Raw genomic sequence first — 20697 nt, 5'->3', positions numbered from 1 at the left:
CGCTCAGAACTGCAGGTACACGTACGGGCGCGTCTCCACCGCGGACAGGTGGCGGATGCCCAGGCCGAGCAGCACCAGCGCCACGGCTCGCACCGGCACGGGCATGCGGACGAAGAGGTCCGACGCCACGTGGTAGGCCTTCATCGGCACCGCGTGGAAGAACACCGCCGCCGCCAGCATGCTCCACACCAGCGGGCTCACGTTGGCGATGCCGGGCACTCCCGCCATCATCCGCGCGTAGAACTCTCCCGCGTGCGTCATGTCCGGCGCGCGGAACACCACGCGCGTCAGCACCACGATGATGAACGTGGACAGCATGCCCGCCGCGACGCGGGGGATGCCCGGCGAGTCGGGCTTGCCCACCGCCCACTCCCAGCAGCGGGAGATGCACAGCGCCACGCCGTGCACCGCGCCCCAGATGGCGAAGCGCCAGTCCGCGCCGTGCCACAGGCCGCCCAGCACCATCACCGTCATCAGGTTGAAGAGCACTCGCGGCTTCGACACGCGGTTGCCGCCCAGCGGCCGGTACAGGTAGTCCCGCAGCCATGTGGACAGGCTCAGGTGCCACCGGTTCCAGAACTCGCCGATGTTCTTCGCCAGGTACGGGCGGTTGAAGTTCTCCGGGAACTTGAAGCCGAACAGCGCCGCCACGCCGATGGCGATGTCCGAGTACCCCGAGAAGTCGTAGTAGAGCTCGAAGGTGTAGGCCACCGCGGCGACGATGCACTCGGCGGACGCGTACTTCTCCGGCGCGCCGAAGACGGGGTCCACGATTCCGCTGCCCAACACGTCCGCGATGACCAGCTTCTTCACCAGGCCCACGGCGATGCGGAACAGCGCGTGGCCGCCCTGCTCGGGCGTGAGGCTCGGCGTGTCGCGGAAGTGCGCCATCAGCTCCGACGCGCGGACGATGGGGCCGCTCACCACGCGCGGGAAGAAGAGCATGTAGAGCAGGTGCTCGAAGAACGAGTGCTCCGGGCTCGCCTTCCCCCGGTACACGTCCACCGTGTAGCTGATGGCCTGGAAGACGTAGAAGGACAGGCCCACCGGCAACAGCAGGTGGAACGGCTCCGTCCGCACCGCGATGCCCAGCGGCGCCAGCAGCGACACGGCCGTCTCGCGCAACAGCTCCAGGTACTTGAAGCCCGCGAGCAGCCCCAGGTTGGACACGACGGACAGCGTGACGAGCGCCTTGCGCGCGCCGGGTGACTGCGCGCGGGCCATGCCCTTCACGCACAGGTGGTCCACCGTGACGCCCGCCAGGAAGATGAGGAGCGGGAAGGGCGTGAAGACGGCGTAGAAGTACACGCTCGCCAGCAGCAGCACCGCCATGCGGCCCGCGTAGTGCTTGTGCACCGCCCAGTAGGTGCCGAACACCACGATGGCGAAGGCGAGGTATTGGAGGCTGTGGGACAGCACGTCAGTTGTCCTCCACGCGCGCGGTGGGCTGGGCCTTCTTGTGCAGCTCGTAGGCGGAGAGGAAGTCGCGCACGAAGGCTCCCGCCAGCCGCGCGTAGCCCTCGGGCGTCAGGTGCACGCCGTCCGCGTGGCCCAGCGCCGGCTCCGCGCGCTGCCAGCGCAGCATGGCGCGCTCACCGCCCATGGCCGAGCGCGGAGACCAGTACGCGCAGCCCGCCTCCTTCGCCACCTGCGGCAGCGTCCTCAGCACCGAGGCCAGCGCGGGCGCTTCATGCCACTGGCCATTCGCGTCCTGCTCCAGCCGGTCCGTGGGGCCCAGCAGCAGGCACTCGGCGTTGGTGGCCTTGCGCAGCCGGGCGATGAGGGCGGGGTAGTCGCGGCGCAGCGCTTCCGCGTCCAGGTCCGCCTTGCCGGCTTCGTTGGTGCCGTACCAGAAGACGAGCAGGTCGGGCCGGCGCGAGGTGAGCTGCGCGTCCACCGCCGCCGCGTCCATGTCCCGCAGCGTGAAGGCCGTCGCACCGGGCAGCCCCAGCGCGTCCAGCACCACGCCGGGCGTGTCCTGCTCCAGTGAGGCGCCCAGCACGGTGACACCGCTGTCGGCCGGCGCGGACACCTGCACCGTGTGCGCGGGGCCGCTGACGGGGAAGGAGCGGATGCGCACGGTGGGCGCGGTGAGGGGCTCGGGCAGCGGCGCGTCCGGGGGCACCGGCTGGCCGTCCACGAGGATTTCCGGCGCGCCCGCGTTGGGCACATCCAGCGTGTAGAGGTCCAGCCGGCCGTTGGGCGTCTTCGCGTCGGGGCAGCCCTTGCAGAACTGGATGCGCAGCTTCGCGCCGGGCGCGCCCACGGCGCGGATGCCGGTGAGGCCCCAGAGGCCACCCGGTGCCGCCTCCAGCGCGTCCTCCACCGCCCACTCGCCCTCCAGCTCGCGGGCCACCTTCGCGGCGTCCAGGCGTGGAGAGGGCTTGCCGGCGGCGATGAAGCCCCGGCCCGCGTCGCCGAAGCGCTGGGTGAGCACCTCGCGCACCGCGTCCGTGAAGTAGTGCGAGGCCGTGTGCGACGCGCCGAGCTGGGCAATGCCCACGCGCACGGACTCGCCGGCCTCGCGGCGGCCCAGCCGCTCGAAGGTCTTCACCAGCGCCGCGTCCGCGCCCTGCAGGCCCGGCGGGTCCGTCACGGCCACGAGCGGCGCATGCGACTTCGCGAAGGCGCGCTGGAGCGAGAGGTCGAAGAGGTGGCCCAGCAAATCGGAGCCCTTCACGCGCGGGTGGACGAGGTCCTCCAGCATCAGCCCCTCGTCGAGCCAGCGAATCGCGGAGCCCTCGCCGCCCATGGCGGTGAAGGCATCGTAGAAGGCGCAGCCTCCGGCACGGGCCTCCTCGCGGAAGATGTCGCCCACTTCCTTGGAGCCGCGGCGGGGGGTGATGTCGCCGCTCATGGTGCGCACGCCCGCGTCGATGGGGGACATGACGAGGCACGCGGAGTCCGGCACGTTGGCGCGCACGCGCGAGATGAGCTCCTTCATCTGCGCCCGCACCTGCTCCAGCGTGGTGCGCTCGCGCGAGAAGAAGAAGGCCTCGTTGCCGCCCACCATCAGCACCACCAGCGCCGGCTTGCGCTGGCGCAGCTGCGCACGGAACGCGGCGGGCTGGGCGCGCAGGTACACCTCCGCCATTCCGCCGAGCAGGCCCACCGTGTCGTAGACGACGCCGGGCTGCCCCGTCTCCAGCGTCACGCCGTGCAGCTCCACCTTGCCGGACGTGGTGAGCGACAGCGTCTTCGCGCCCTCGGGCAGCGAGACGCGGGCGAAGGCGGCCTCGGACTTCGTCTTGGAGAAGCCGCGCGTCTGGATGCGCTGCAGCGGCTTGCCGTCCACGGAGAGCTGCACGGAGCCGCTGGCCGGCTGGGCGAGGAAGAACAGCTCCGCCGTCCGAGCCCCCTCCACGTCATAGCGCGTGCTCTGCGAGCCGCCGCCCGAGGTGAAGGCCACGCCCGTCCAGCCCACCCTGTCGCGGGGCCACTTCGTGTCCACCAGCCGTTCAATCACCCAGCCGTCCGAGCCGCGTCCGGAGCGCGTCCAGCGGCCGGCGCTCGCCGGGCGGGTGATGAAGAGGAAGCCCTTGCCGCCCGCGCCGAAGCGCTCCTGGAGCCTGTCCCGCACCATGTCGGTGATGTGGTCGGACGCAATCAGCGAGTCGCCCAGGTGCACCACGCGCACCGGCGCGCGGCGGGTGTCGGCGCGGAGCTCGGCCAGCGCGCGGGAGAAGGGGGCGAGCCCGTCCTCCAGGCACGTGCCGTCCGGGGCCGACTTGCGGCAGTTCAGTTCGATGTCCACGTGCTGGGCGCCCATGCGCTCACGCAGGGCCTCCAATTCCAGCGCGCGGGCCAGGGTGGGGGCGCTCAGCTCCTCCAGGCCGATGCCGGGCGTGGTGGGCACGGAGGGCAGGGCAGGGGGCGTGTCCGCCAGGGCCGTGCCCGCGTCGGTCTCCTCCTCTTCGGGAGGGAGCGCGTCCGCCACCGCCGTGTCCGCCGGGGGCGGGCGAGCGGGCTTCTTGCCCGTCAGCGACGCGGGCAGCACGAGGGCGACCAGCTTCGGGCCCAGCGGGCCGCTGCGCTGCAGGCTCGGGACGGGACGGAACGCTTCGGGCACCGGTGCCAACGAGAGTCCCAGCGCCAGTGCGACGGTGAGGACGAGCGTCAGCCCGGTGGATCTGGCCTTGAGGAAGTCCAACAGCGCGGCATGAGACTGGCTTTTTGGGGGCGGGTCAAAACTCTCACCTACATTCGGAGTCTCCCCGAGTGTGGGGCAGGCGGGCTGTCAGCGGCATGACTCCCTTCCCCCGAGGGGCCGAAACGGTATGGTGCGCCGCCATACCAGGAGTTCGATACCCGTTATGGCCCTCTATCCCGTCATCATGGCCGGTGGCTCCGGCACCCGCTTCTGGCCCCTGTCCCGCCAGGCGCGCCCCAAGCAGTTCCTGCCGCTGGCCTCGAAGCAGCCCCTCATCACCGACACCTCCGCGCGCCTCAAGGGGCTCGCGTCGGTGAAGGACACCTTCATCGTCTGTGGCCCGCTGCACGCGAAGAACGCGGCGAAGCTGGTGAAGGGCCTGCCCAAGGCCAACCTCCTGGTGGAGCCCGTGGCCCGCAACACCGCGCCCGCGATTGCCCTGGCCGCCGTGCAGGTGGCCGCGCGCAATCCGAAGGGCGTCATGGTGGTGTTGCCGTCGGACCACCACGTGGCGGACGTGGCCGGCTTCAAGCGCACCCTGGCCGAGGCCGCGAAGATTGCCGAGGCGGGCCACATCGTCACGCTGGGCATCAAGCCCGCGCATCCGGAGACGGGCTACGGCTACATCCAGGTGGGCGAGTCGCTGGAGGGGGGCGGCCGCAAGGTGCAGGCGTTCAAGGAGAAGCCTGACCTCGAGACGGCGAAGGGCTACCTCGCCTCGGGTGACTACCTGTGGAATGGCGGCATCTTCGTGTTCCGCGCGGACGTCATCCTGGAGGCCTTCGCGCAGCACATGCCGGAGATGAAGAAGGGGCTGGACGCGCTGAAGAAGGCCGCGGGCAAGCGCACCTTCGCGTCGGTGCTGAAGAAGGTGTTCCCCAAGCTGCCGTCCATCTCCATCGACTATGGCGTCATGGAGAAGGCGTCCAACATCGCCGTGCTGCCGGGTGACTTCGGCTGGTCCGACGTGGGCTCCTTCGCGGCGATTCCCGAGGTCCGCCCCGCGGATGCCAACGGCAACGTGGTGTCCGGTGACTCGGCGGTGGTGGTGGACTGCAAGAACTGCGTGGTGCTCGCGGAGAAGCGCCCGCTGGCCGTGGTGGGCCTCACCGATGTCGTGGTGGTGGACTCCGGCGACGCCGTCCTCGTGGTGCCGAAGGACAAGAGCCAGGACGTGCGCAAGGTCGTCGAGGCGCTCAAGGCTCGCAAGATGACGAAGTACCTGTAGCCGCGCGAGGGTGCCTCACCGCCCGCGCTTCATTGCGGCGCGGGCGTGTGGAGGACTTCCACCTCGTCGAGCTGCGCGTCGTCGAAGAGCTTCTGAATCGCGCGGGCGGCCTTCTCCTCCGCGACTCGCCAGCGGATGCGTGCTCCCATTGCGAGCGCCGCTTGATGTTGTCGGCGCGCCTGCTCGACGAGCGCCTTCGCGCCCCACTTCGCGAACGAGGGCTTCGGCGTGAGGTCGTCGTTGAAGCGGCTCGCGAGCCCCGGGCCTCGGACCTCCAGCAACGCTCCGTCCTCGAAGCCGTCGAACCGCGTGCTGTCCTTCCGGCCCGGCTCACCCAGCCAGTACGCCTCGCTCACGGGATGGCCGGAGACGTGTTCCTGGTAGCGCGCCGCACGCGGGGACAGCAGCTCGCGGGAGGGTGCCCAGCGGCCGGGCCCTCCCGTGGGCTCGGGCCGGCGGCTCGGCTCGGCCAGTGATGTCTCGAGGTGGAGGATGGCGGCCGCGCCGGGCCCATCGCCGAGCACGGTGACGGCGCGGCCCACGGGCACCGCGAGGCGCTCCACCGCCAACGTGCCGTCTTCCGAGAGCGACAGCACCGGGATGCGATGTGCCTCCCATCCCCGGCCCAGTGCCGCCAGCGTGCGAGGCGTTCCCGTCACCGTGCCCCACGTGGACAGCAGCGTGGCGCTCAGCTTCGACAGCTCGCGGACCTGCTCTCCACGCGTCAGTCGTTGGAAGCGCCGCAGATACGCGGGCGAGGACGTGACGAGCGTGGCGAGTCCCTCGGGGAGCTGTGCCAGCGCGGCGGGGTGGTCGCCCGGCTGCGTGAGGAGCTGTCCCAGCACGAGGACCAGCTCGATGAACGAGTCCTCGGCGCCGCCCTGTGCAATGGCCTCGTCGCGCACCTCCGCCAGGACAGGGCTGTCCCAGCCTCGCTGGAGCGCCGCGTCCACGGGACGCCAGACGCCCGTGGCTTCCGAGTAGAGCGAGCCCACCACGAAGCTGCCCGCGCGGAAGGAGCCTTCCCTCCACTGCACCTCGCCCACGCGCTGCCTCGCCGTGCCCGTGAGGGCCATGGCCAGCACTCCGTCCGGACGCAGCACCGCGAGGCGCTCATTGCGCTTCACGCGCTCCTGCAGCTCCGCGCGCGACACCTCTTCGTCACCCTCCACCACCTCGCGCAACAGCCGCGAGGCGACGAGTCGCGGACCGAAGCTCTCCACCGTGACGGGCTTCTCCAACAACGCTCCGAACAGCGCCGAGGCCTCCTCCGGCGAGAGCGGCGCGCCGTCGGGCAACTGCTCGTGTGCCCGCGTGAGACCGGCTCGCGACATCACCTGCACGAGCGCGTCACTTCGCAGCAGCCGTTGCTTCACGGTGCTCGCCACACGGGCCACTTGCGCTGCTGCCTCGTCAGCGGTCCTCGCACGACCCGCATGGGCCGGGCTCGCATCACCGCTCGCGGCGATGCCCTGCGCCGATGCATCACCCCCCGCCTTCTCCTCCGTCTGCGTGAACGACGGCGGAGACGCGGAGCGGTAGTGCAGCGCGCCGCTGTCGAGCTCGCTCAGCGGCATCTCCTTCAGGTTCCAGGTGCCACAGCCGGTGGTGGCCAGGAGCGTTGCAATCAATACATGAGGCCGGCCGCTGTATTTGTGGCTGCTACAGCCGCGACGGCCGGGGTGATGGATGAACATGGAGGGCCTCTCGTCCGTACCGGAGTAGCAGGCGGGGGTGACAGCCCTCGGAAGTGCCCGCATGGCGCCGGATGTGCGCGGGAGATTCTTCGCCAGCACCCCTGGAAGAATTACGGGTGCGTTGGGACCCGCACACCCGCGCCCCCGCTCTCCCGGGAGGTTGCCTTGTCCACTCATCGACGAACGGGGGCTGCACGAAGGTTGCAGAGCCGACGCCGCCCGCTCCGCTTTCCGGGGCGCAACGAGGGTGGCTTCGATGGCATGCAAGCACTGCGCGGCGGCCCACACGGCCGGGACTCCTTGCCCGGCCGAGCAGGCTGCCTCCACCAACGCCGAGGACGTGTCGCTGGTCGGCCAGCGGCACGGGCCGCTCGTGCTGAAGCGCCGGCTGGGGGCGGGGGCCCTGGGCACGGTGTATCTCGCCGAACACCTTCCCACCGCGCACCGCTTCGCCGTGAAGGTGCTGCACCCGCACCTGGCCGCGCGGCCCGCCATGCGCCAGCGCTTCTACGCGGAGGCCCGCGCCCTGCGCGAGCTCACGCACCGCCATGTGGCCCGCGTGCTCGACGCGCGCCCCGGTCCCCATGGCCTGCCGTGCCTCCTCATGGAGTACGCCAACGGCGAGCCCTTCTCGCGTCTGCCCATGCCGCTGGCGCCGGTGGAGGCCGTGGAGCTCCTCGTCCAGGCGCTGGAGGGCGTGGAGGCCGCGCACGCGCGAGGCCTCGTGCACTGTGACTTGTCCGCCGACAACCTCGTCCTCACCCGCGACAAGTACGGAGCGCGGCGGGTGAAGGTGCTCGACTTCGGCGCCAGCGCCGTGCTCAGCGCCAGTCTTTCCAAGGAGGAGCGCGCTTGCGGCATGGTGGTGGGCTCGCCCGCCTTCATCGCTCCCGAGCAGTGGGCCGGCGAAGCCGTGGATGGCCGCGCGGACCTGTACGCGCTGGGCGTGGTGGGCTACCTGCTCGTCACCGGGCGGCTGCCCTTCGGCTTCGGCCGCGTGGGCGAGCTGGCCCCGCCGCAGCCGCACGCGCTCAATCCCAGCGTGCCGCCCGCGCTGTCCGAGGTGCTGCTGCGCGCTCTGGCCCAGCGCCCGGATGACCGCTTCCCGGATGCGCGCGCCTTCCGCGAGGCGCTCTCGAGCTGCCTCGCGTCCGTCCTCCTGCCGCCCGAGCCGCGCTCGCCGTTCGCGGATGACGAGGAGCTGCTCCCCGAAATCGAAGTGGTGGTGGACGAGCTGGTGGACGGCGCGCCCGCTTCCCTCGTCTCCAGCAACGGGCCCTTCCCCGACACGGGCGTGCCGTGGGACATCGTTCCGCCCATCCGCCTCACTCCCGACATGGCCGTGCCGGGCAGCGGCGCCTTCATCTCCATCTTCGGGCAGTCGGTGCCCGCGGACGGCGCCACGCCGCTGCACCTCGCGCTGCGCGAGGTGGCCCACGTCGCCACGCCGGTGCTGGAGGTGTCCGCGCCGTGCGTGCCCGCGCCCGCGGGCCTGCGCATCCGCGTGGGACTGGGCGAGGCGGCGGGCCTCGTCTCCGTGGACGCCGGTGACGTGACGACGGACGGCTTCTTCGCCGCGTGGCAGGGGACGCTGCCGCCGCTCGCCGCGCGGCTGCCGGTGGAGCTGACCTTCGCCGGGCGGACGGTGCGGTGCGAGTGCGACGTCGTCCGTCAGGTCACCCACGACGAGGCCCGCATCTGGAACGTGGCCGCCGGCGTCTTCGTCCAGTACGCGGAGCCCGGTGAGCCGCTGCGGCAGTTGCTGGCGCAGGCCCTCGCGAGCACGCGCAAGCCGCCGCGCCCGGACGCCGAGCTCGCCCGCCTGCTGGCGCGCGCCGCCGACGCGGCGAAGGACCCGTACACCCTGCTGGGCGCTCCGCGGCACGCGGACTTCGAGGAGGTACGCCGCCGCGCCAGCGCCGCGCTGCGCCGCCTGGATGGCTTCCGTCAGCGCGTGCTGCCCGAGGAGCAGCGCCGGGCCCTGGAGTCCCTCCGTCAGCGCGTCGAGGCCGCCCGCCGCACCCTGGGCGAGCCGCTGCACCGCGCGGGCTTCGACGCCCTCCGCACCAACCTCGCCGGGCTCGCGCGCTGCGTCGAGGCGGGCCTCACGGAAGAGTCCATCGAGCCGCTGCGCCGCGCGTACCTGGCCGCCCGCCCCGACGCGGAGGCCCGCGCGCGCACCCTCTTCACCCAGGGCCACGCGCTGGAGGTGCAGCGGGCCCTGCGCGGCGCGCTCTCCCGCTACGCCGAGGCGCTCGCGTTGGACCCGCTCAACGTCTCCTGGCTGCGCCACTACCAGGAGCTGCGCCAGCGCACTTCCGCGGGTGTGGCCCCGGCAGGCAGTGCACAGTCTCCTGCGTCCCTGGTCTGAGAGGCCACCTCGCGCGGTGGGGTAAAGCCTTACCCTTCGTGCCCCTCCACGCTTCGCAATTCCTGGCAAGTCACGAGCCCATGTCGCTGGCGCGGTAATTGCCCTTGTGGGCAGGCGACATGAAACGCTTTGCCCTGTGCGCTGGAAGGACGGTGGCTACATCACCGAGAAGCTCTGGTACGACACCGCGGCCAGCCTGGGCCTGCGCGTGCCGCGCGTCCGCTACGTCAATCTGTATCTCAATGGCAGATACGAGGGCGTCTACGTGGAGGTGGAGTCCATCACCAAGGACTTCCTGAAGGCACTCGGGCTGGACGACGACGGCGACATCTACCGCTGCGGCATGCACGACTGCGAGCTGCGCCCGCCGCCCAAGCAGCCGTACATGGAGAGCTGGGAGAAGAAGACGAACGAGAAGGAGCCCTGGGACCGGCTGTGGACCTTCCTCGACGGCCTCAACCGCACGCCGCCGGACCGCTTCGAGTCCTTCGCGCGAAAGAGTCTGGAGCTGGACGACTACATCACCTGGATGGTGCTGGACTCCTTCATCGTCAATCACACACATCAGGACGCGCGCAGCTACCTCATCTACAGCCGCGAGACGCAGAGCGCGCGAAGTACCTGCGCCGCTTCGTCCGTGAGCGCCGCGCCTGGCTGCTCGCCCACCTGGACGCGTTGGAGAAGCATGGCCAGGGCCCCCTGGTCATCGACCGGGTAGGGCGCAAGTCGGCCCACGTCTTCTGGGTCCAGCTCTACAACCGGGGCAGCGCCCCCGTGGCATTGGGCGGCCTGCGTCTCTCGGCGGACACCCGGGTCCCCTTTGCCCCCCAACTGTCCACCCGCACGCTGGCGCCGGGGGAGGTGGCCACCTTCGAGCTGGCACTGGACCCGGCCCGGACGGAGATGGGCCTGTTCGACTCGGCGGGGATGATGGCCCTGGACCTGCTCTGGTTCGCCCCGCTGGCCGTCGGGGAGGCGTACGGGCGGGAGCCCCGGGGGGCCGAGTCGTTCAGGAGTCAGCCCGGCCCCTGAGCAGTGTGCCGCCCGGCCCCGTGCTCGTGTAGAGTCCGCCGCCCTCTGTCATGCCCTCTGGCATCCTGGGGGCGGGGACACCTTCATGAACACGCATATCTTTCGCGAGTACGACATCCGGGGTCTGGTCGACAAGGACCTCACCGCCGAGGTGGTGGAGCTGCTGGGCAAGGGCCTGGGCACCATCATCCGGCGCCAGGGCGGGCGCTCCATCGTCGTCGGCCGGGACTGCCGCGAGTCCTCCACCCGCTTCCGTGACTCGCTCTGCGCGGGCCTGACGTCCACCGGCCTCAACGTGCTCGACGTCGGCGTGGTGCCCACGCCCCTGACGTACTTCGCGGCCAACACGCTGCCGGTGGACGGGCTCGCCATGATTACCGGCAGCCACAACCCGCCCGAGTACAACGGCTTCAAGATTGGCGCGGGGAAGACCACCTTCCACAGCCACGAAATCCAGGCCCTCCGCAAGCTCATCGAGGCGAAGGACTTCGAGGTGGGCACGAAGAAGGGCAAGGTGGAGCCCTTCGACATCATCACCTCGTACAACCACTTCATCCAGCAGACGGTGAAGATGGGCCGCAAGGGGATGCGCATCGTCATCGACGCCGGCAACGGCACGGGCGGCGCCGTCGCGGTGCCGCTGTTCCGCGCCATGGGCTTCGACGTGGTGCCCCTCTTCTGCGAGATGGACGCGACGTTCCCCAACCACCACCCGGACCCGACGGTGGTGGAGAACCTCGAGGACCTCATCGAGGCGGTGAAGCGCGAGAAGGCCGAGGTGGGCATCGCCTACGACGGCGACACGGACCGCATCGGCGTCATCGACGACCAGGGCAACATCCTCTGGGGTGACCAGATCATGGTGCTCTTCAGCCGCTACGTGCTGAAGGAGAGCCCGGGCGCGGCCATCGTCGGCGAGGTGAAGTGCAGCTACACGCTGTACGACGACATCGCCAAGCACGGCGGCAAGCCCGTCATGTGGAAGGCGGGCCACTCGCTCATCAAGTCGAAGATGAAGGAGGAGCACGCGGAGCTGGCCGGCGAGATGAGCGGCCACATCTTCTTCAAGAACCGCTACTTCGGCTTCGACGACGCCATCTACTCCACGGCGCGCCTGCTCGAAATCCTCACCAACGAGCCGAAGCCGCTGTCGCAGCTGCTCTCCGACGTGCCGAAGACGTACGCCAGCCCGGAGCTGCGCTTCGACACGAAGGAGGAGAAGAAGTTCGAGATGGTGAAGCGCGCCACGGAGACGCTGCGCGCGGCGGGCCACAAAATCATCGACGTGGACGGCGTGCGCGTGACGTTCCCTGACGGCTGGGGCCTCATCCGCGCCTCCAACACGCAGCCCATCCTGGTGCTGCGCTTCGAGGCCAACACGCCCGAGCGCCTGAAGGAAATCCAGGCGCTCATCGAGGGCACCGTGGCCAAGGTGCAGAAGGAAGTGGGTGGCTGAAGATGACGGCGCCCCACATCCTCGCCGTGAGCGGCAGCTTCCGGACCGGAGGCTTCAACCGGAAGCTGCTCGACATCGCCGTCCACCATGCCCGCTCGCTCGGGGCGGAGGTGGACGTGGTGGACCTGAAGGCGCTCAACCTGCCCTTCTACGACGGGGATGTGGAGGCGGCGGGCCTGCCGGCTCCCGTCACCGAGTTGCGTGAGCGGCTGGGCAAGGCGCAGGGGCTCATCATCTCCAGCCCGGAGTACAACTCGTCCATTCCGGGCGGGCTGAAGAACGCCATCGACTGGGTGTCGCGTCCGCCGGGGCGGCTGTTCCACGAGAAGTGGGTGGCGATGATGGGGGCCTCGCCGGGGCCCTTCGGCACGGTGCGCATGCAGCCGCACCTGCGGCAGGTGCTGTCCGGCGTGGGGGCGCACGTGCTCCCCGCGCAGGTGCACCTGCCGAAGGCCGGGGAGGCCTTCACGCCGGAAGGGAAGCTGAAGGACGAGGCGAAGCTGAAGGAAGTGGACACGCTGGTCTCGGCGTTGGTCTCCAAGCTGAAGGGCTGAGAAAGGAACGTTGCCGATGCCGACGCTGGGAATCGACCTGGGAGGGACCTTCGCCCGTGCCGCCGTGGTGGACGCGGGCGGGAAGATTCTCGCTTCGTCGAAGGTGGCCCTGGCCGAGCGCAGTCCCGCCGGGGTGGTGGAGACCATCGCCCAGGCCGCGTCCGCCGCCGTGAAGTCCGCCGGAGTGCAGGTGGGCGGCTGCGGGGTGGGGGCCGCCGCGCAGATTCACAAGGACTCGGGCGTGCTGTCGGTGGCTCCCAACCTCGGCTGGCGCAACGTACCGCTGGGGCAGATGCTCACCTCGCGGCTGGGCCAGCCGGTCCGCATCGTGAATGACCTGGCCGCCGCGGCCTGGGGCGAACTGCACGCGGGCGCGGGGCGCGGGGCGAGCGACATGCTCGTCGTCTTCGTCGGCTCGGGCGTGGGCAGCGCCATCATCGCCAACGGGAGGCTGCTGGACGGCGCGGGCGGCGTGGCGGGCGAGCTGGGCCACATCAAGGTGGTGCCCGGTGGCCGGCGCTGCGGCTGCGGTGAGTTGGGGTGCCTGGAGGCGTACGCGGGCGGGCACAACCTCATCGCCCAGACGCGCGAGCTGCTCGCGGCCGGGGACTCGCCGAAGCTGGCGGAGCTGTCCGGTGGAGACGCGGCGCGGGTGACGCCGGTGACGCTGGAGCAGGCGGCGGAGGCGGGAGACGGCCCGGCGCGTGACGTGTACCTGCGGGCGGCGCAGTTCCTCGCGGTGGCGGTGGCCAACCAGGTGACGGTGCTCAACCCGGCGCGGCTCATCCTGGGCGGTGGCGTGCTCGCCAACTGCCCGGGCCTGAAGCGCCGCGTGGTGGAGGGCGTGCAGCGCTGGGCGTCCCAGGTGTCCCGCGAGGGCCTGCTCATCACCGAGGCCGAGCTGGGCGACGACAGCGGCCTCATCGGCGCGGCGCTGCTGGCGGCCTGAAGCAGCGGGTCATCCGAGCGGGCACACGGAACGAGAGGTCCGCCAGCACGTACGCGTGGTCGAGCCCGCCGGTTACCGATGGGGGGCTGGGTCTTCCCGTGGACACCACGTGGCTATCTGCCTTCTCTCTTGAGCCGGCGGACCTTCGTTCGTGCGCCTGCCCGGACAGGCTCTGAATGTGATGCGTCGTCCGGAGCTCGGCTTTCGGCCGAGGCCGCCCACGGAAGGTCAATGAAGCCTGGCGAGCCTGCCTTGTACCAGGACTGTGCGCGGAGCCAGCCTTCGTGACGAAGAAAGGTGCGTCGAAGTCCGTCGTGGTCCTTCGTTTCCTCGAAGAATTGCTCGAGGAGTCGGGCCAGCGTCTTCAGGAGATGCTTCTGGTGCTTCTCGGAGCGCATCTCCGCCTCCTTCAACTCGCCGGTCTCCCGACTGGCCTCGTGCATGACCAGCCCAGACCAGTGGAGGTTGTTCCCGAAGGAGACGCGCACCACCAACCATTCACGGAAGCCGATGAGGGGCGCTCCCGAGCGTGCGGTGCAGAAGCCGTCTATGAATGCGACCACTTCATCGAATGTGCCGCGAGGCGTGAACATCCCCGCTCTGCGGCAAACCATCTGGAAGAGCTCCAGCTCGGACTGCACGGGTTCCTCCAGGCAGTAGCGCGTGGCCATGCATTGACTCGCTTCCATGCACCGTAGCGCGCCGGCGGAGTCTACCCAGACAGCGAACTGGCTGCGGAATCATCGCCTTGACCAGAGGTGCCGTCGATGCCGCTTGAGCCCTTCGAGCGGCTCGCCTGCTTCTTTGGAGGAGAGCGAACAACGCGGCATGACCGCGTCCCTTGCTATGGTCACCCCATGGATGCCCCCACGAGCGATGAGCGCCAGCGCAGTCTCGTGGCGCTCGGACGGCGGCTGGCAGCGAAGGGGTTCTGGTTCGGGCCTCGGTTCTACTTCGCCCCTTGCGGGATTCTCGTGGCCATCCCGCCAACTCCACGTGAGCCAGCCCCCCTGCCGCCTCTCAGCGACGGAGGCCACTTGGAGTACAGGCCCGAACACATTCAAGTGCTTGGACGAGCCGTCTTCCTCTACCACTCCGGTGAGAGCTGGGAGGCGCGCGTCACCCGTCATGGTGGCGAGCATTGGGCATGGCGGGCGGACTCGCTCGACGAGCTCGAAGCGGCTGCACTCGAAGCCCTGGGGACGGATGCGGTGCCTCCGAGCCCGCGCTGGCTCCTCGTGTGACAGCGTCGCTGCGGGCTGAGCGAAGCCCTCCCGCCTCTTGAACCCGCCGGCGGATGCTCCATCCTTCGCGCCCTTCTTCATCAGGGTGCCCACATGGAAAGAGTGCTTCGCCGTTGCGCCGCCATGCTCGTGCTGATGGTGGCTGTCCTGTCCGTCTCCGCGCGCGCCGAGCCGCCTCCGCTGCTCCCGCGTGAGCTCGTCACCCGGAACCCGGAGAAGGCGGACCCCTCGCTGTCCCCGGACGGTAAGCGGCTCGCGTACCTGGCTCCGGACAAGGACCAGGTCCTCCAGGTCTGGGTGAAGACGCTGGGGAAGGACGACGACAAGGCCGTCACCGCGGACAAGAAGCGCGGCATCCGCATCTACCGGTGGGCCGAGGACGGGCGCACCCTGCTGTACCTCCAGGACGGCGAGGGTGACGAGAACTTTCACGTCTACGGCGTGGACCTCGAGACGGGGAACGTGCGCGACTACACCCCGTTCCAGGGCGTCAACGCCGAGCTCGTCGCCGTGGAGGCGAAGTTCCCTCAACAGGTATTGGTGGCCCTGAACCTGCGCGACAGGCGGCAGGCGGACGTGCACCGGCTGGACCTTCGCACCGGCGCGCTGGAATTGGACACGCAGAACCCGGGTGACGTGCAGGGCTGGGTGGCGGACGCGTCCCTCCAGGTGCGCGGCGCCATCGTCCGCAAGCAGGACGGCACCTCGGAGCTGCGCGTGCGCGACACCACGCGCTCCGCGTGGCGCACATTGGCCCGGGCGGGCCTCGAGGACAGCTTCACCTTCACCTTCCTCGGCTTCACGGCCAATGGGGACTCGGCGTACCTCCTCTCGTCCGTCGGCGCGGACACCCAGCGGCTCGTCCTGAAGAACCTGAAGACGGGCGCGGAGAAGGTGCTGGCGGAGAGCCCGAAGGTGGACGTGGAGCAGGACGACGTGCTCTTCCACCCGGCGCGGCGCGTGGTGCAGGCGGTGGGCTACCAGCTGGGCCGCCGCGAGTGGCAGGTGCTGGACGCCTCCGTGAAGGCGGACTTCGACTCGCTCGCGAAGCAGCTCGACGGGGAGCTGTCCGTCACGAGCCGCGACAGGGCCGACGCCACGTGGGTGGTGTCGCAGGTGAGCGACCGCGCTCCGCAGCGCTTCCACCTCTATGACCGCAAGACGAAGAAGGCCTCGCTGCTCTTCTCCACGCGGGCGGACCTGGAGGGGCGGACCTTCTCCGAGATGCAGTTCATCATGATTCCAGCGAGGGACGGACTGGAGCTGCCCTCGTACCTCCTGCTGCCGCCGGGTGTGCCGGCGAAGGGGCTGCCGCTGCTGGTGAGCGTGCACGGCGGGCCGTGGGACCGCACCACGTGGCGCTTCGACAAGCTCTCGCAGTTCTTCGCCAACCGCGGCTACGCGGTGCTGGACGTGAACTTCCGGGGCTCCTCCGGGTTCGGCAAGGCGTTCATCAACGCGGGTGACAAGCAGTGGGGTCTGAAGATGCACGAGGACGTGCTCGACGCCGTGGCCTGGGCGGTGAAGCAGGGCATCGCGGACCCGAAGCGGGTGGGCATCATGGGCGGCTCCTTCGGTGGCTACGAGGCCATGGTCGCCGCGACGTCCAATCCCGAGGTCTTCAAGGCGGCGGTGTCCGGCAGCGGGCCGTCCAGCATCTTCACGCTGTTCGCGTCCATTCCCCCGGCGCTGGAGATGTGGAGGGGCATCTTCCACATGCGCGTAGGCAACCCCGAGGACCCGGTGGACGCGGAGCGGTTCAAGCGCACGTCGCCGCTCTACTCCGTCAATCGCATCCAGAATCCGCTGCTCATCCTCCAGGGAGGCAATGACCCGCGCGTGACGACGGTGGAGGCGGAGCAGGTCTTCCAGGCGCTGGCGAAGAACGGGAAGCGGGCGACGTATGTCCTCTATCCGGACGAGGGGCACGGCTTCGACCGGCCGGAGAACCTGCTCGACTCGCTCGCCCGGATGGAGGTCTTCCTGGCCGAGACGCTGGGCGGCCGCAGCGAGCCCTTCACCGTCGACAAGGTGCCGGGCTCCAGCGCGGTGGTGAAGGTGACGGGCGGCAAGAGCCGGTAGCTCAGGCGGCCACCACCGTGCGCCCGCCGCGCATCCCGACGTACTCGAGCGCGGCGAAGCCCGCCACTGCCACCGCCTGGAACACGGTGAAGGCATAGCCCAGCAGGGTGGGGGCCACCCAGTCCGTGGTCAGCAGCAGGAGGCTGTCCACGGCCCACAGCACGTTGACCACGACGATGCCCCAGACGAGCGGTCGCGACACCGTGGGTCGCACCGCCATGAACACCAGCAGCGCGGCGTAGGGCAGCAGGCTGAAGCCGGCGACGCGCAGCAGGGTTTCAGGCAGGCCCAGCAGGCCCGCGAGCGGCGAGGCGGCCAGGAACATCAACGCGCCGGTGGCGCCGCTGATGAGGCCATCCACGAGCAGCGAGCGGCCGAGCAGGGACTTCGAAGAGGTGAGAGCGGTCATGGCGTGTTCCTCCAATTCGGTGGGGCACGGGCGGCGCGGTTTCGTTTCCGCCGTCGTGATGGACCCAAATTGCGCTTCACGCCGTCCGGTCTCAATTACGTGGGAGGTAATTGGAGGCGCTACCCCTCGCTTCTATGTTTCCGGACATGATGACCCAGAGCCGCCCTGTCGGAGAGATGCTGCGCAACTGGCGCCAGCGACGGAGCCTCAGCCAGTTGGACCTGGCCCTGCGCGCGGAGGTGTCCGCCCGCCACGTCAGCTTCATGGAGACGGGCCGAAGCAAGCCGAGCCGGGAGATGCTCCTCCACCTCGCGGAGGAGCTCGACATCCCCCTGCGCGAGCGCAACGCGCTGCTCGTCGCCGCGGGCTTCGCTCCCGTCTACTCGGAGACCGGCCTGGACCAGCCCGAGCTCCAGCCCGCGCGCGAGGCGGTGGACATGGTGCTCACCGGCCATGAGCCGTACCCCGCCCTCGCCGTGGACCGGTACTGGACGCTGGTGTCCGCCAACAGCGCGGTGGGCCTTCTGCTGGAAGGCATCCCGCCCGAGCTGCTCCAGCCTCCCGTCAACGTGCTGCGACTCAGCCTGCACCCGGAGGGGCTGGCGCCGCGCATCGCCAACCTCGCGCAGTGGCGCAACCACGTGCTCTCCCGCCTGCACCGACAGGTGGACGTCACCGCCGACGAGAAGCTCGCCGCGCTCCATGAAGAACTGCGCGCCATGCCTCCGCCTGGCGGAGGCGCCTGGCCGAAGGGCCACGGCTCGGATGGGCCCGTGGGCGTCGTCGTGCCCCTGCTCCTGAACACGCGCTTCGGGCAGCTGTCCCTCTTCAGCACCACGACGGTGTTCGGCACGCCCGTGGACATCACCCTGTCCGAGCTCGCGATTGAGTCCTTCTTCCCCGCGGACCGCACCACTGCCGAGCTGCTGCGGCGCGTGGCCTCGGAGGGAACGCCGGCGGACGCCTGAGGCGATAACCGCTTCGCGGACCCGTCCACCGCTGAGCTGCCGCGGTGCGTGTCCTCCTCGGCGGGCGTATCAGCGCGGAGGCAGGCCCGCCGGAACGCTCGGCGGGCGCTTCCACATTGGACTCAGCCCCCGCTGGCGGGCGCAACGGGCGCATCCGAGATGTTCCGGATGCGCGACGTGGCCAGCGCCACCAGCACCGCCGCCACGAGGCATCCACCGCTGGCGGCGAACACCTGCGTCAGCGTCACGGCGCGCATCACCCAGCCCGTCACCGCGGCGGAGATGGGCGCCAGCCCCATGAAGATGAACATGAAGATGCTCATCGCCCGGCCCAGCATGGCCGGCGGCACGCGGCGCTGAATCCACGTGAAGACGGCCACGTGCATGAAGCCGCTCAGCAGGCCGATGGTCAGCAGCAGCGCCGCGCCCTGCCACAGCGCGGTGATGCTCCCCATGGGAATGAGCAGCAGGCCCACGATTCCGTCCACCAGCAGCAGCGTAGTGCCCAGGTTGCGCGCCCGCGCGCCAGGCCGCGCACCGGCGACGGCCATGCCCACCAGCGTGCCCGCGCCGTGCGAGCCCATCAGCAGTCCGAAGCCCGCGGCGCCCTCGCCAGGAAGCCGGCTGGCGAGCACCGGCAGCGCAATCTGGATGGGCCCGGTGATGAGCAGCGCGACGGCCGACCAGTAGAGGAAGCACGTGCGCAGGTCCAGGTCGTTCCAGCACCACTTCAGGCCCTGCCACACCGCCTGCAAGACGTCCTGTCCCGCCGCGGAGCCGGTGGTGTTCGCCGGTGCCGTCGTCCTCACGTTGGACAGCGTCCACGCGGAGAAGGCGAAGCTGAAGGCGTCGAACAGGAAGGCGAAGCTCAGGCCCCGGTGGTCGGAGACGCGCTCCGCATGCCCGTCACCGAAGGCGGCGATGAGCCCACCCGCGAGCAGCGGGCCCGCGAACATGGACAACTGCCGCAGGCCCAGCGTCACGCCGTTGGCGGCCTGGAGTTGCTGGGGCTTCACCACGTGCGGCAGCAGGGATGTGCCCGAGGGAATGCTGAAGGCCATGGCCAGGCCGAGCCCGAAGGCGAGCACGGAGAGCGAGCCCGTCGAGACGCGCCCGGTGTAGACGAGCGCGGCCAGGGCGAGCAGCAGCACCGTGCTCACGTGCTTGGTCCACATCAGCACCCGCTTGGGCGAGTACCGGTCCACCACCGCGCCGCCCACCAGCATGAACACCGCGCGCGGCACGCTCATGATGCCCAGCACCAGGCCCAGCACCAGCGTGTCGCCGGTCATCATGAGCACCAGCCAGGGCAGGGCAATCATGGTGAACTGGTCGCCCAGCATCGAGATGACGCTGCCGCTCAACATCCACTTGAAGTTACGGTCTTGAAACAGGCCCGCACGGGGCGGGCCGTCGTGATTCGGATTCATGGCGAGAAGCCTCGGGCCTTACGCTGCGATAGGGTCAAGCGCGGATTGCACCGCACTCGCCAGGTATTGTCGGACCGGCGCCGCGAGCACTGACGCCGCGGCCACCACCGGCTCCAGGCGGTAGGCCGCGAGCAGCTTGTCGAGCAGCACGGCGTCGTGGTCCGCCACGCGGTTCATCAACGCCAGCCACTCGCGCCCGAGCGCCCGAGCCCTTGAGTCCCCGTGGGGCACGTCCTGGCGCATCAGCTCCTCCGCGGTCAGAGACAGCGCGTCCCACTCCGAGGGCGGCACGAGCCTCAGGCGCTTGACCTCGTCGAGGGTGAAGTGCCGCAGGAAGGCGGCCAGCCGCAACTGGATGGCGCGGTCCATGTAGCCGACCATGGTCATGTCCGGGCCCTTGGCGCTGCGGGCCGACGGCTCCCGCGTGTACATCTCGCCCCAGCGGCGGATGAGGTCGAAGTTCCCCTCCATCCAGATGCCCATGAGGTTCATCCAGCGGTGGGCCAGGGGCTGCACGTCCAGGCTCTCGGGAGGGACTCCGGCCTTCATGACGCCGCGAACCTCCGCCATCAGCGCCGCCATGTCGTCGTTGATGAGCTTCCAGCGGCCGAAGAGGAGCTTCAGCTCGTCGGTGCTGAAGTACTTGTCGAAGGTGTTCATCAGCCGGAGGCTGGCGAGCCAGTCCCGCGTCTCCGGCTGCTGCCCGGCCGAGAAGCTGTTGAGAATCAGGTTCAGCCGCGTGTGCAGCCGCGTGGCCTGCTCGATTTGACGCTCCACCGCGCGCAGCTGCTGCTCCACGATGACGGGGAGCGTGGCCCCGCCGTCGTCCAGCAGCCGGCCGATGTCCTCCAGCGCCAGGCCCAACTGGCGCATCGCCTGGATGGCGTGCAGCCGCGCGATGTCGGCCTGCCCGTAGATTCGGTACCCACCCTCGGTGCGGTCCGAGGGCTTGAGCAGGCCGATGGCGTCGTAGTGGTGCAGCGTCCGCACCGTCAGCCCGGAATGCTTCGCGAGCTCCCCGATTCTCATCCCCGTGTCCTCCCGTCCTGGCCGGCAGGTTGAACCCTGACGCTACGTCAGGCTCAAGCCCTGAATGCCTGGAGGGTGGCTCCGGAAGGACGGAGAGC

17 protein-coding genes are annotated in these 20697 nt (G+C 70.1%); 10 read left to right on the top strand and 7 right to left on the bottom strand.

The genetic code is table 11. The features are described from left to right. Positions 1 to 3: 3 nt before the first annotated feature. Together ACVTJA_RS45560 and ACVTJA_RS45555 are read right to left on the bottom strand one after the other, a co-directional pair. The gene (locus ACVTJA_RS45560; protein ID WP_465830234.1) at positions 4 to 1419 is read right to left on the bottom strand and encodes an MBOAT family O-acyltransferase; all 1416 of its coding nucleotides are present in this window, start codon (positions 1417 to 1419) and stop codon (positions 4 to 6) included. A 1-nt stretch (position 1420) separates the two neighbouring features. Further along, positions 1421 to 4150 carry a GDSL-type esterase/lipase family protein gene (locus ACVTJA_RS45555; protein ID WP_465830233.1) on the bottom strand — a complete coding sequence of 910 codons (2730 nt, stop codon included), beginning with the start codon at positions 4148 to 4150 and terminating at the stop codon, positions 1421 to 1423. A gap of 163 nt (positions 4151 to 4313) precedes the next feature. Between ACVTJA_RS45555 and ACVTJA_RS45550 the strand changes: the two genes are divergently transcribed. Then, positions 4314 to 5378, top strand: coding sequence for a mannose-1-phosphate guanylyltransferase (locus ACVTJA_RS45550; protein WP_465830231.1), 1065 nt, complete (start codon positions 4314 to 4316; stop codon positions 5376 to 5378). 29 nt (positions 5379 to 5407) lie between these two features. Here ACVTJA_RS45550 and ACVTJA_RS45545 read toward each other — a convergent pair whose 3' ends face one another. Continuing rightward, positions 5408 to 7075, bottom strand: a complete 1668-nt coding sequence (locus tag ACVTJA_RS45545; protein WP_465830230.1) for a Tox-REase-5 domain-containing protein — start codon at positions 7073 to 7075, stop codon at positions 5408 to 5410. 256 nt (positions 7076 to 7331) lie between these two features. On the opposite strand from ACVTJA_RS45545, the gene ACVTJA_RS45540 reads away from it, so the two are divergent. The 6 genes from ACVTJA_RS45540 to ACVTJA_RS45515 all read left to right on the top strand — a co-directional run bounded on the left by ACVTJA_RS45540 (position 7332) and on the right by ACVTJA_RS45515 (position 13437). Next, a complete protein-coding gene (locus ACVTJA_RS45540; protein WP_465830228.1) occupies positions 7332 to 9446 on the top strand; it encodes a serine/threonine-protein kinase in 2115 nt (704 codons plus the stop codon). A 136-nt stretch (positions 9447 to 9582) separates the two neighbouring features. After that, positions 9583 to 10164, top strand: a complete 582-nt coding sequence (locus ACVTJA_RS45535; RefSeq protein WP_465830226.1) for a CotH kinase family protein — start codon at positions 9583 to 9585, stop codon at positions 10162 to 10164. Next, complete coding sequence (locus ACVTJA_RS45530) at positions 10122 to 10478, top strand: hypothetical protein (protein ID WP_465830225.1); 357 nt, start codon at positions 10122 to 10124, stop codon at positions 10476 to 10478. Before ACVTJA_RS45535 ends, ACVTJA_RS45530 begins: the two co-directional genes overlap by 43 nt. Positions 10479 to 10563: 85 nt before the next feature. Then, the gene (locus ACVTJA_RS45525; protein ID WP_465830223.1) at positions 10564 to 11934 is read left to right on the top strand and encodes a phosphomannomutase/phosphoglucomutase; all 1371 of its coding nucleotides are present in this window, start codon (positions 10564 to 10566) and stop codon (positions 11932 to 11934) included. 2 nt (positions 11935 to 11936) lie between these two features. Next, the gene (locus ACVTJA_RS45520) at positions 11937 to 12488 is read left to right on the top strand and encodes an NADPH-dependent FMN reductase (RefSeq protein ID WP_465830221.1); all 552 of its coding nucleotides are present in this window, start codon (positions 11937 to 11939) and stop codon (positions 12486 to 12488) included. Between the two features lie 16 nt (positions 12489 to 12504). Next, complete coding sequence (locus ACVTJA_RS45515; protein ID WP_465830219.1) at positions 12505 to 13437, top strand: ROK family protein; 933 nt, start codon at positions 12505 to 12507, stop codon at positions 13435 to 13437. Between the two features lie 113 nt (positions 13438 to 13550). On the opposite strand, the gene ACVTJA_RS45510 is transcribed toward ACVTJA_RS45515, so the two are convergent. Continuing rightward, positions 13551 to 14108: a hypothetical protein gene (locus ACVTJA_RS45510; RefSeq protein WP_465830217.1), complete on the bottom strand. Its 558-nt coding sequence runs from the start codon at positions 14106 to 14108 to the stop codon at positions 13551 to 13553. 393 nt (positions 14109 to 14501) lie between these two features. Between ACVTJA_RS45510 and ACVTJA_RS45505 the strand changes: the two genes are divergently transcribed. Both ACVTJA_RS45505 and ACVTJA_RS45500 read left to right on the top strand, forming a co-directional pair. Beyond that, on the top strand, positions 14502 to 14681 hold the full coding sequence (locus tag ACVTJA_RS45505; protein WP_465830216.1) for a hypothetical protein: 180 nt from the start codon (positions 14502 to 14504) through the stop codon (positions 14679 to 14681). A gap of 93 nt (positions 14682 to 14774) precedes the next feature. Then, complete coding sequence (locus tag ACVTJA_RS45500) at positions 14775 to 16763, top strand: S9 family peptidase (protein WP_465830214.1); 1989 nt, start codon at positions 14775 to 14777, stop codon at positions 16761 to 16763. A 1-nt stretch (position 16764) separates the two neighbouring features. Here the strand turns inward: ACVTJA_RS45500 and ACVTJA_RS45495 are convergent, their stop codons facing one another. Continuing rightward, positions 16765 to 17172, bottom strand: coding sequence for a hypothetical protein (locus ACVTJA_RS45495; RefSeq protein WP_465830212.1), 408 nt, complete (start codon positions 17170 to 17172; stop codon positions 16765 to 16767). A gap of 146 nt (positions 17173 to 17318) precedes the next feature. Between ACVTJA_RS45495 and ACVTJA_RS45490 the strand changes: the two genes are divergently transcribed. Continuing rightward, the gene (locus ACVTJA_RS45490; RefSeq protein WP_465830210.1) at positions 17319 to 18140 is read left to right on the top strand and encodes a helix-turn-helix domain-containing protein; all 822 of its coding nucleotides are present in this window, start codon (positions 17319 to 17321) and stop codon (positions 18138 to 18140) included. A 122-nt stretch (positions 18141 to 18262) separates the two neighbouring features. Here the strand turns inward: ACVTJA_RS45490 and ACVTJA_RS45485 are convergent, their stop codons facing one another. Both ACVTJA_RS45485 and ACVTJA_RS45480 read right to left on the bottom strand, forming a co-directional pair. Beyond that, on the bottom strand, positions 18263 to 19570 hold the full coding sequence (locus ACVTJA_RS45485; RefSeq protein ID WP_465830209.1) for an MFS transporter: 1308 nt from the start codon (positions 19568 to 19570) through the stop codon (positions 18263 to 18265). 18 nt (positions 19571 to 19588) lie between these two features. Next, positions 19589 to 20599 carry a MerR family transcriptional regulator gene (locus ACVTJA_RS45480; RefSeq protein ID WP_465830207.1) on the bottom strand — a complete coding sequence of 337 codons (1011 nt, stop codon included), beginning with the start codon at positions 20597 to 20599 and terminating at the stop codon, positions 19589 to 19591. Positions 20600 to 20697: the final 98 nt, after the last annotated feature.

The organism is Pyxidicoccus sp. M6 (genome assembly GCF_055568925.1).
This window is presented reverse-complemented; position numbering and strand designations above follow the sequence as displayed.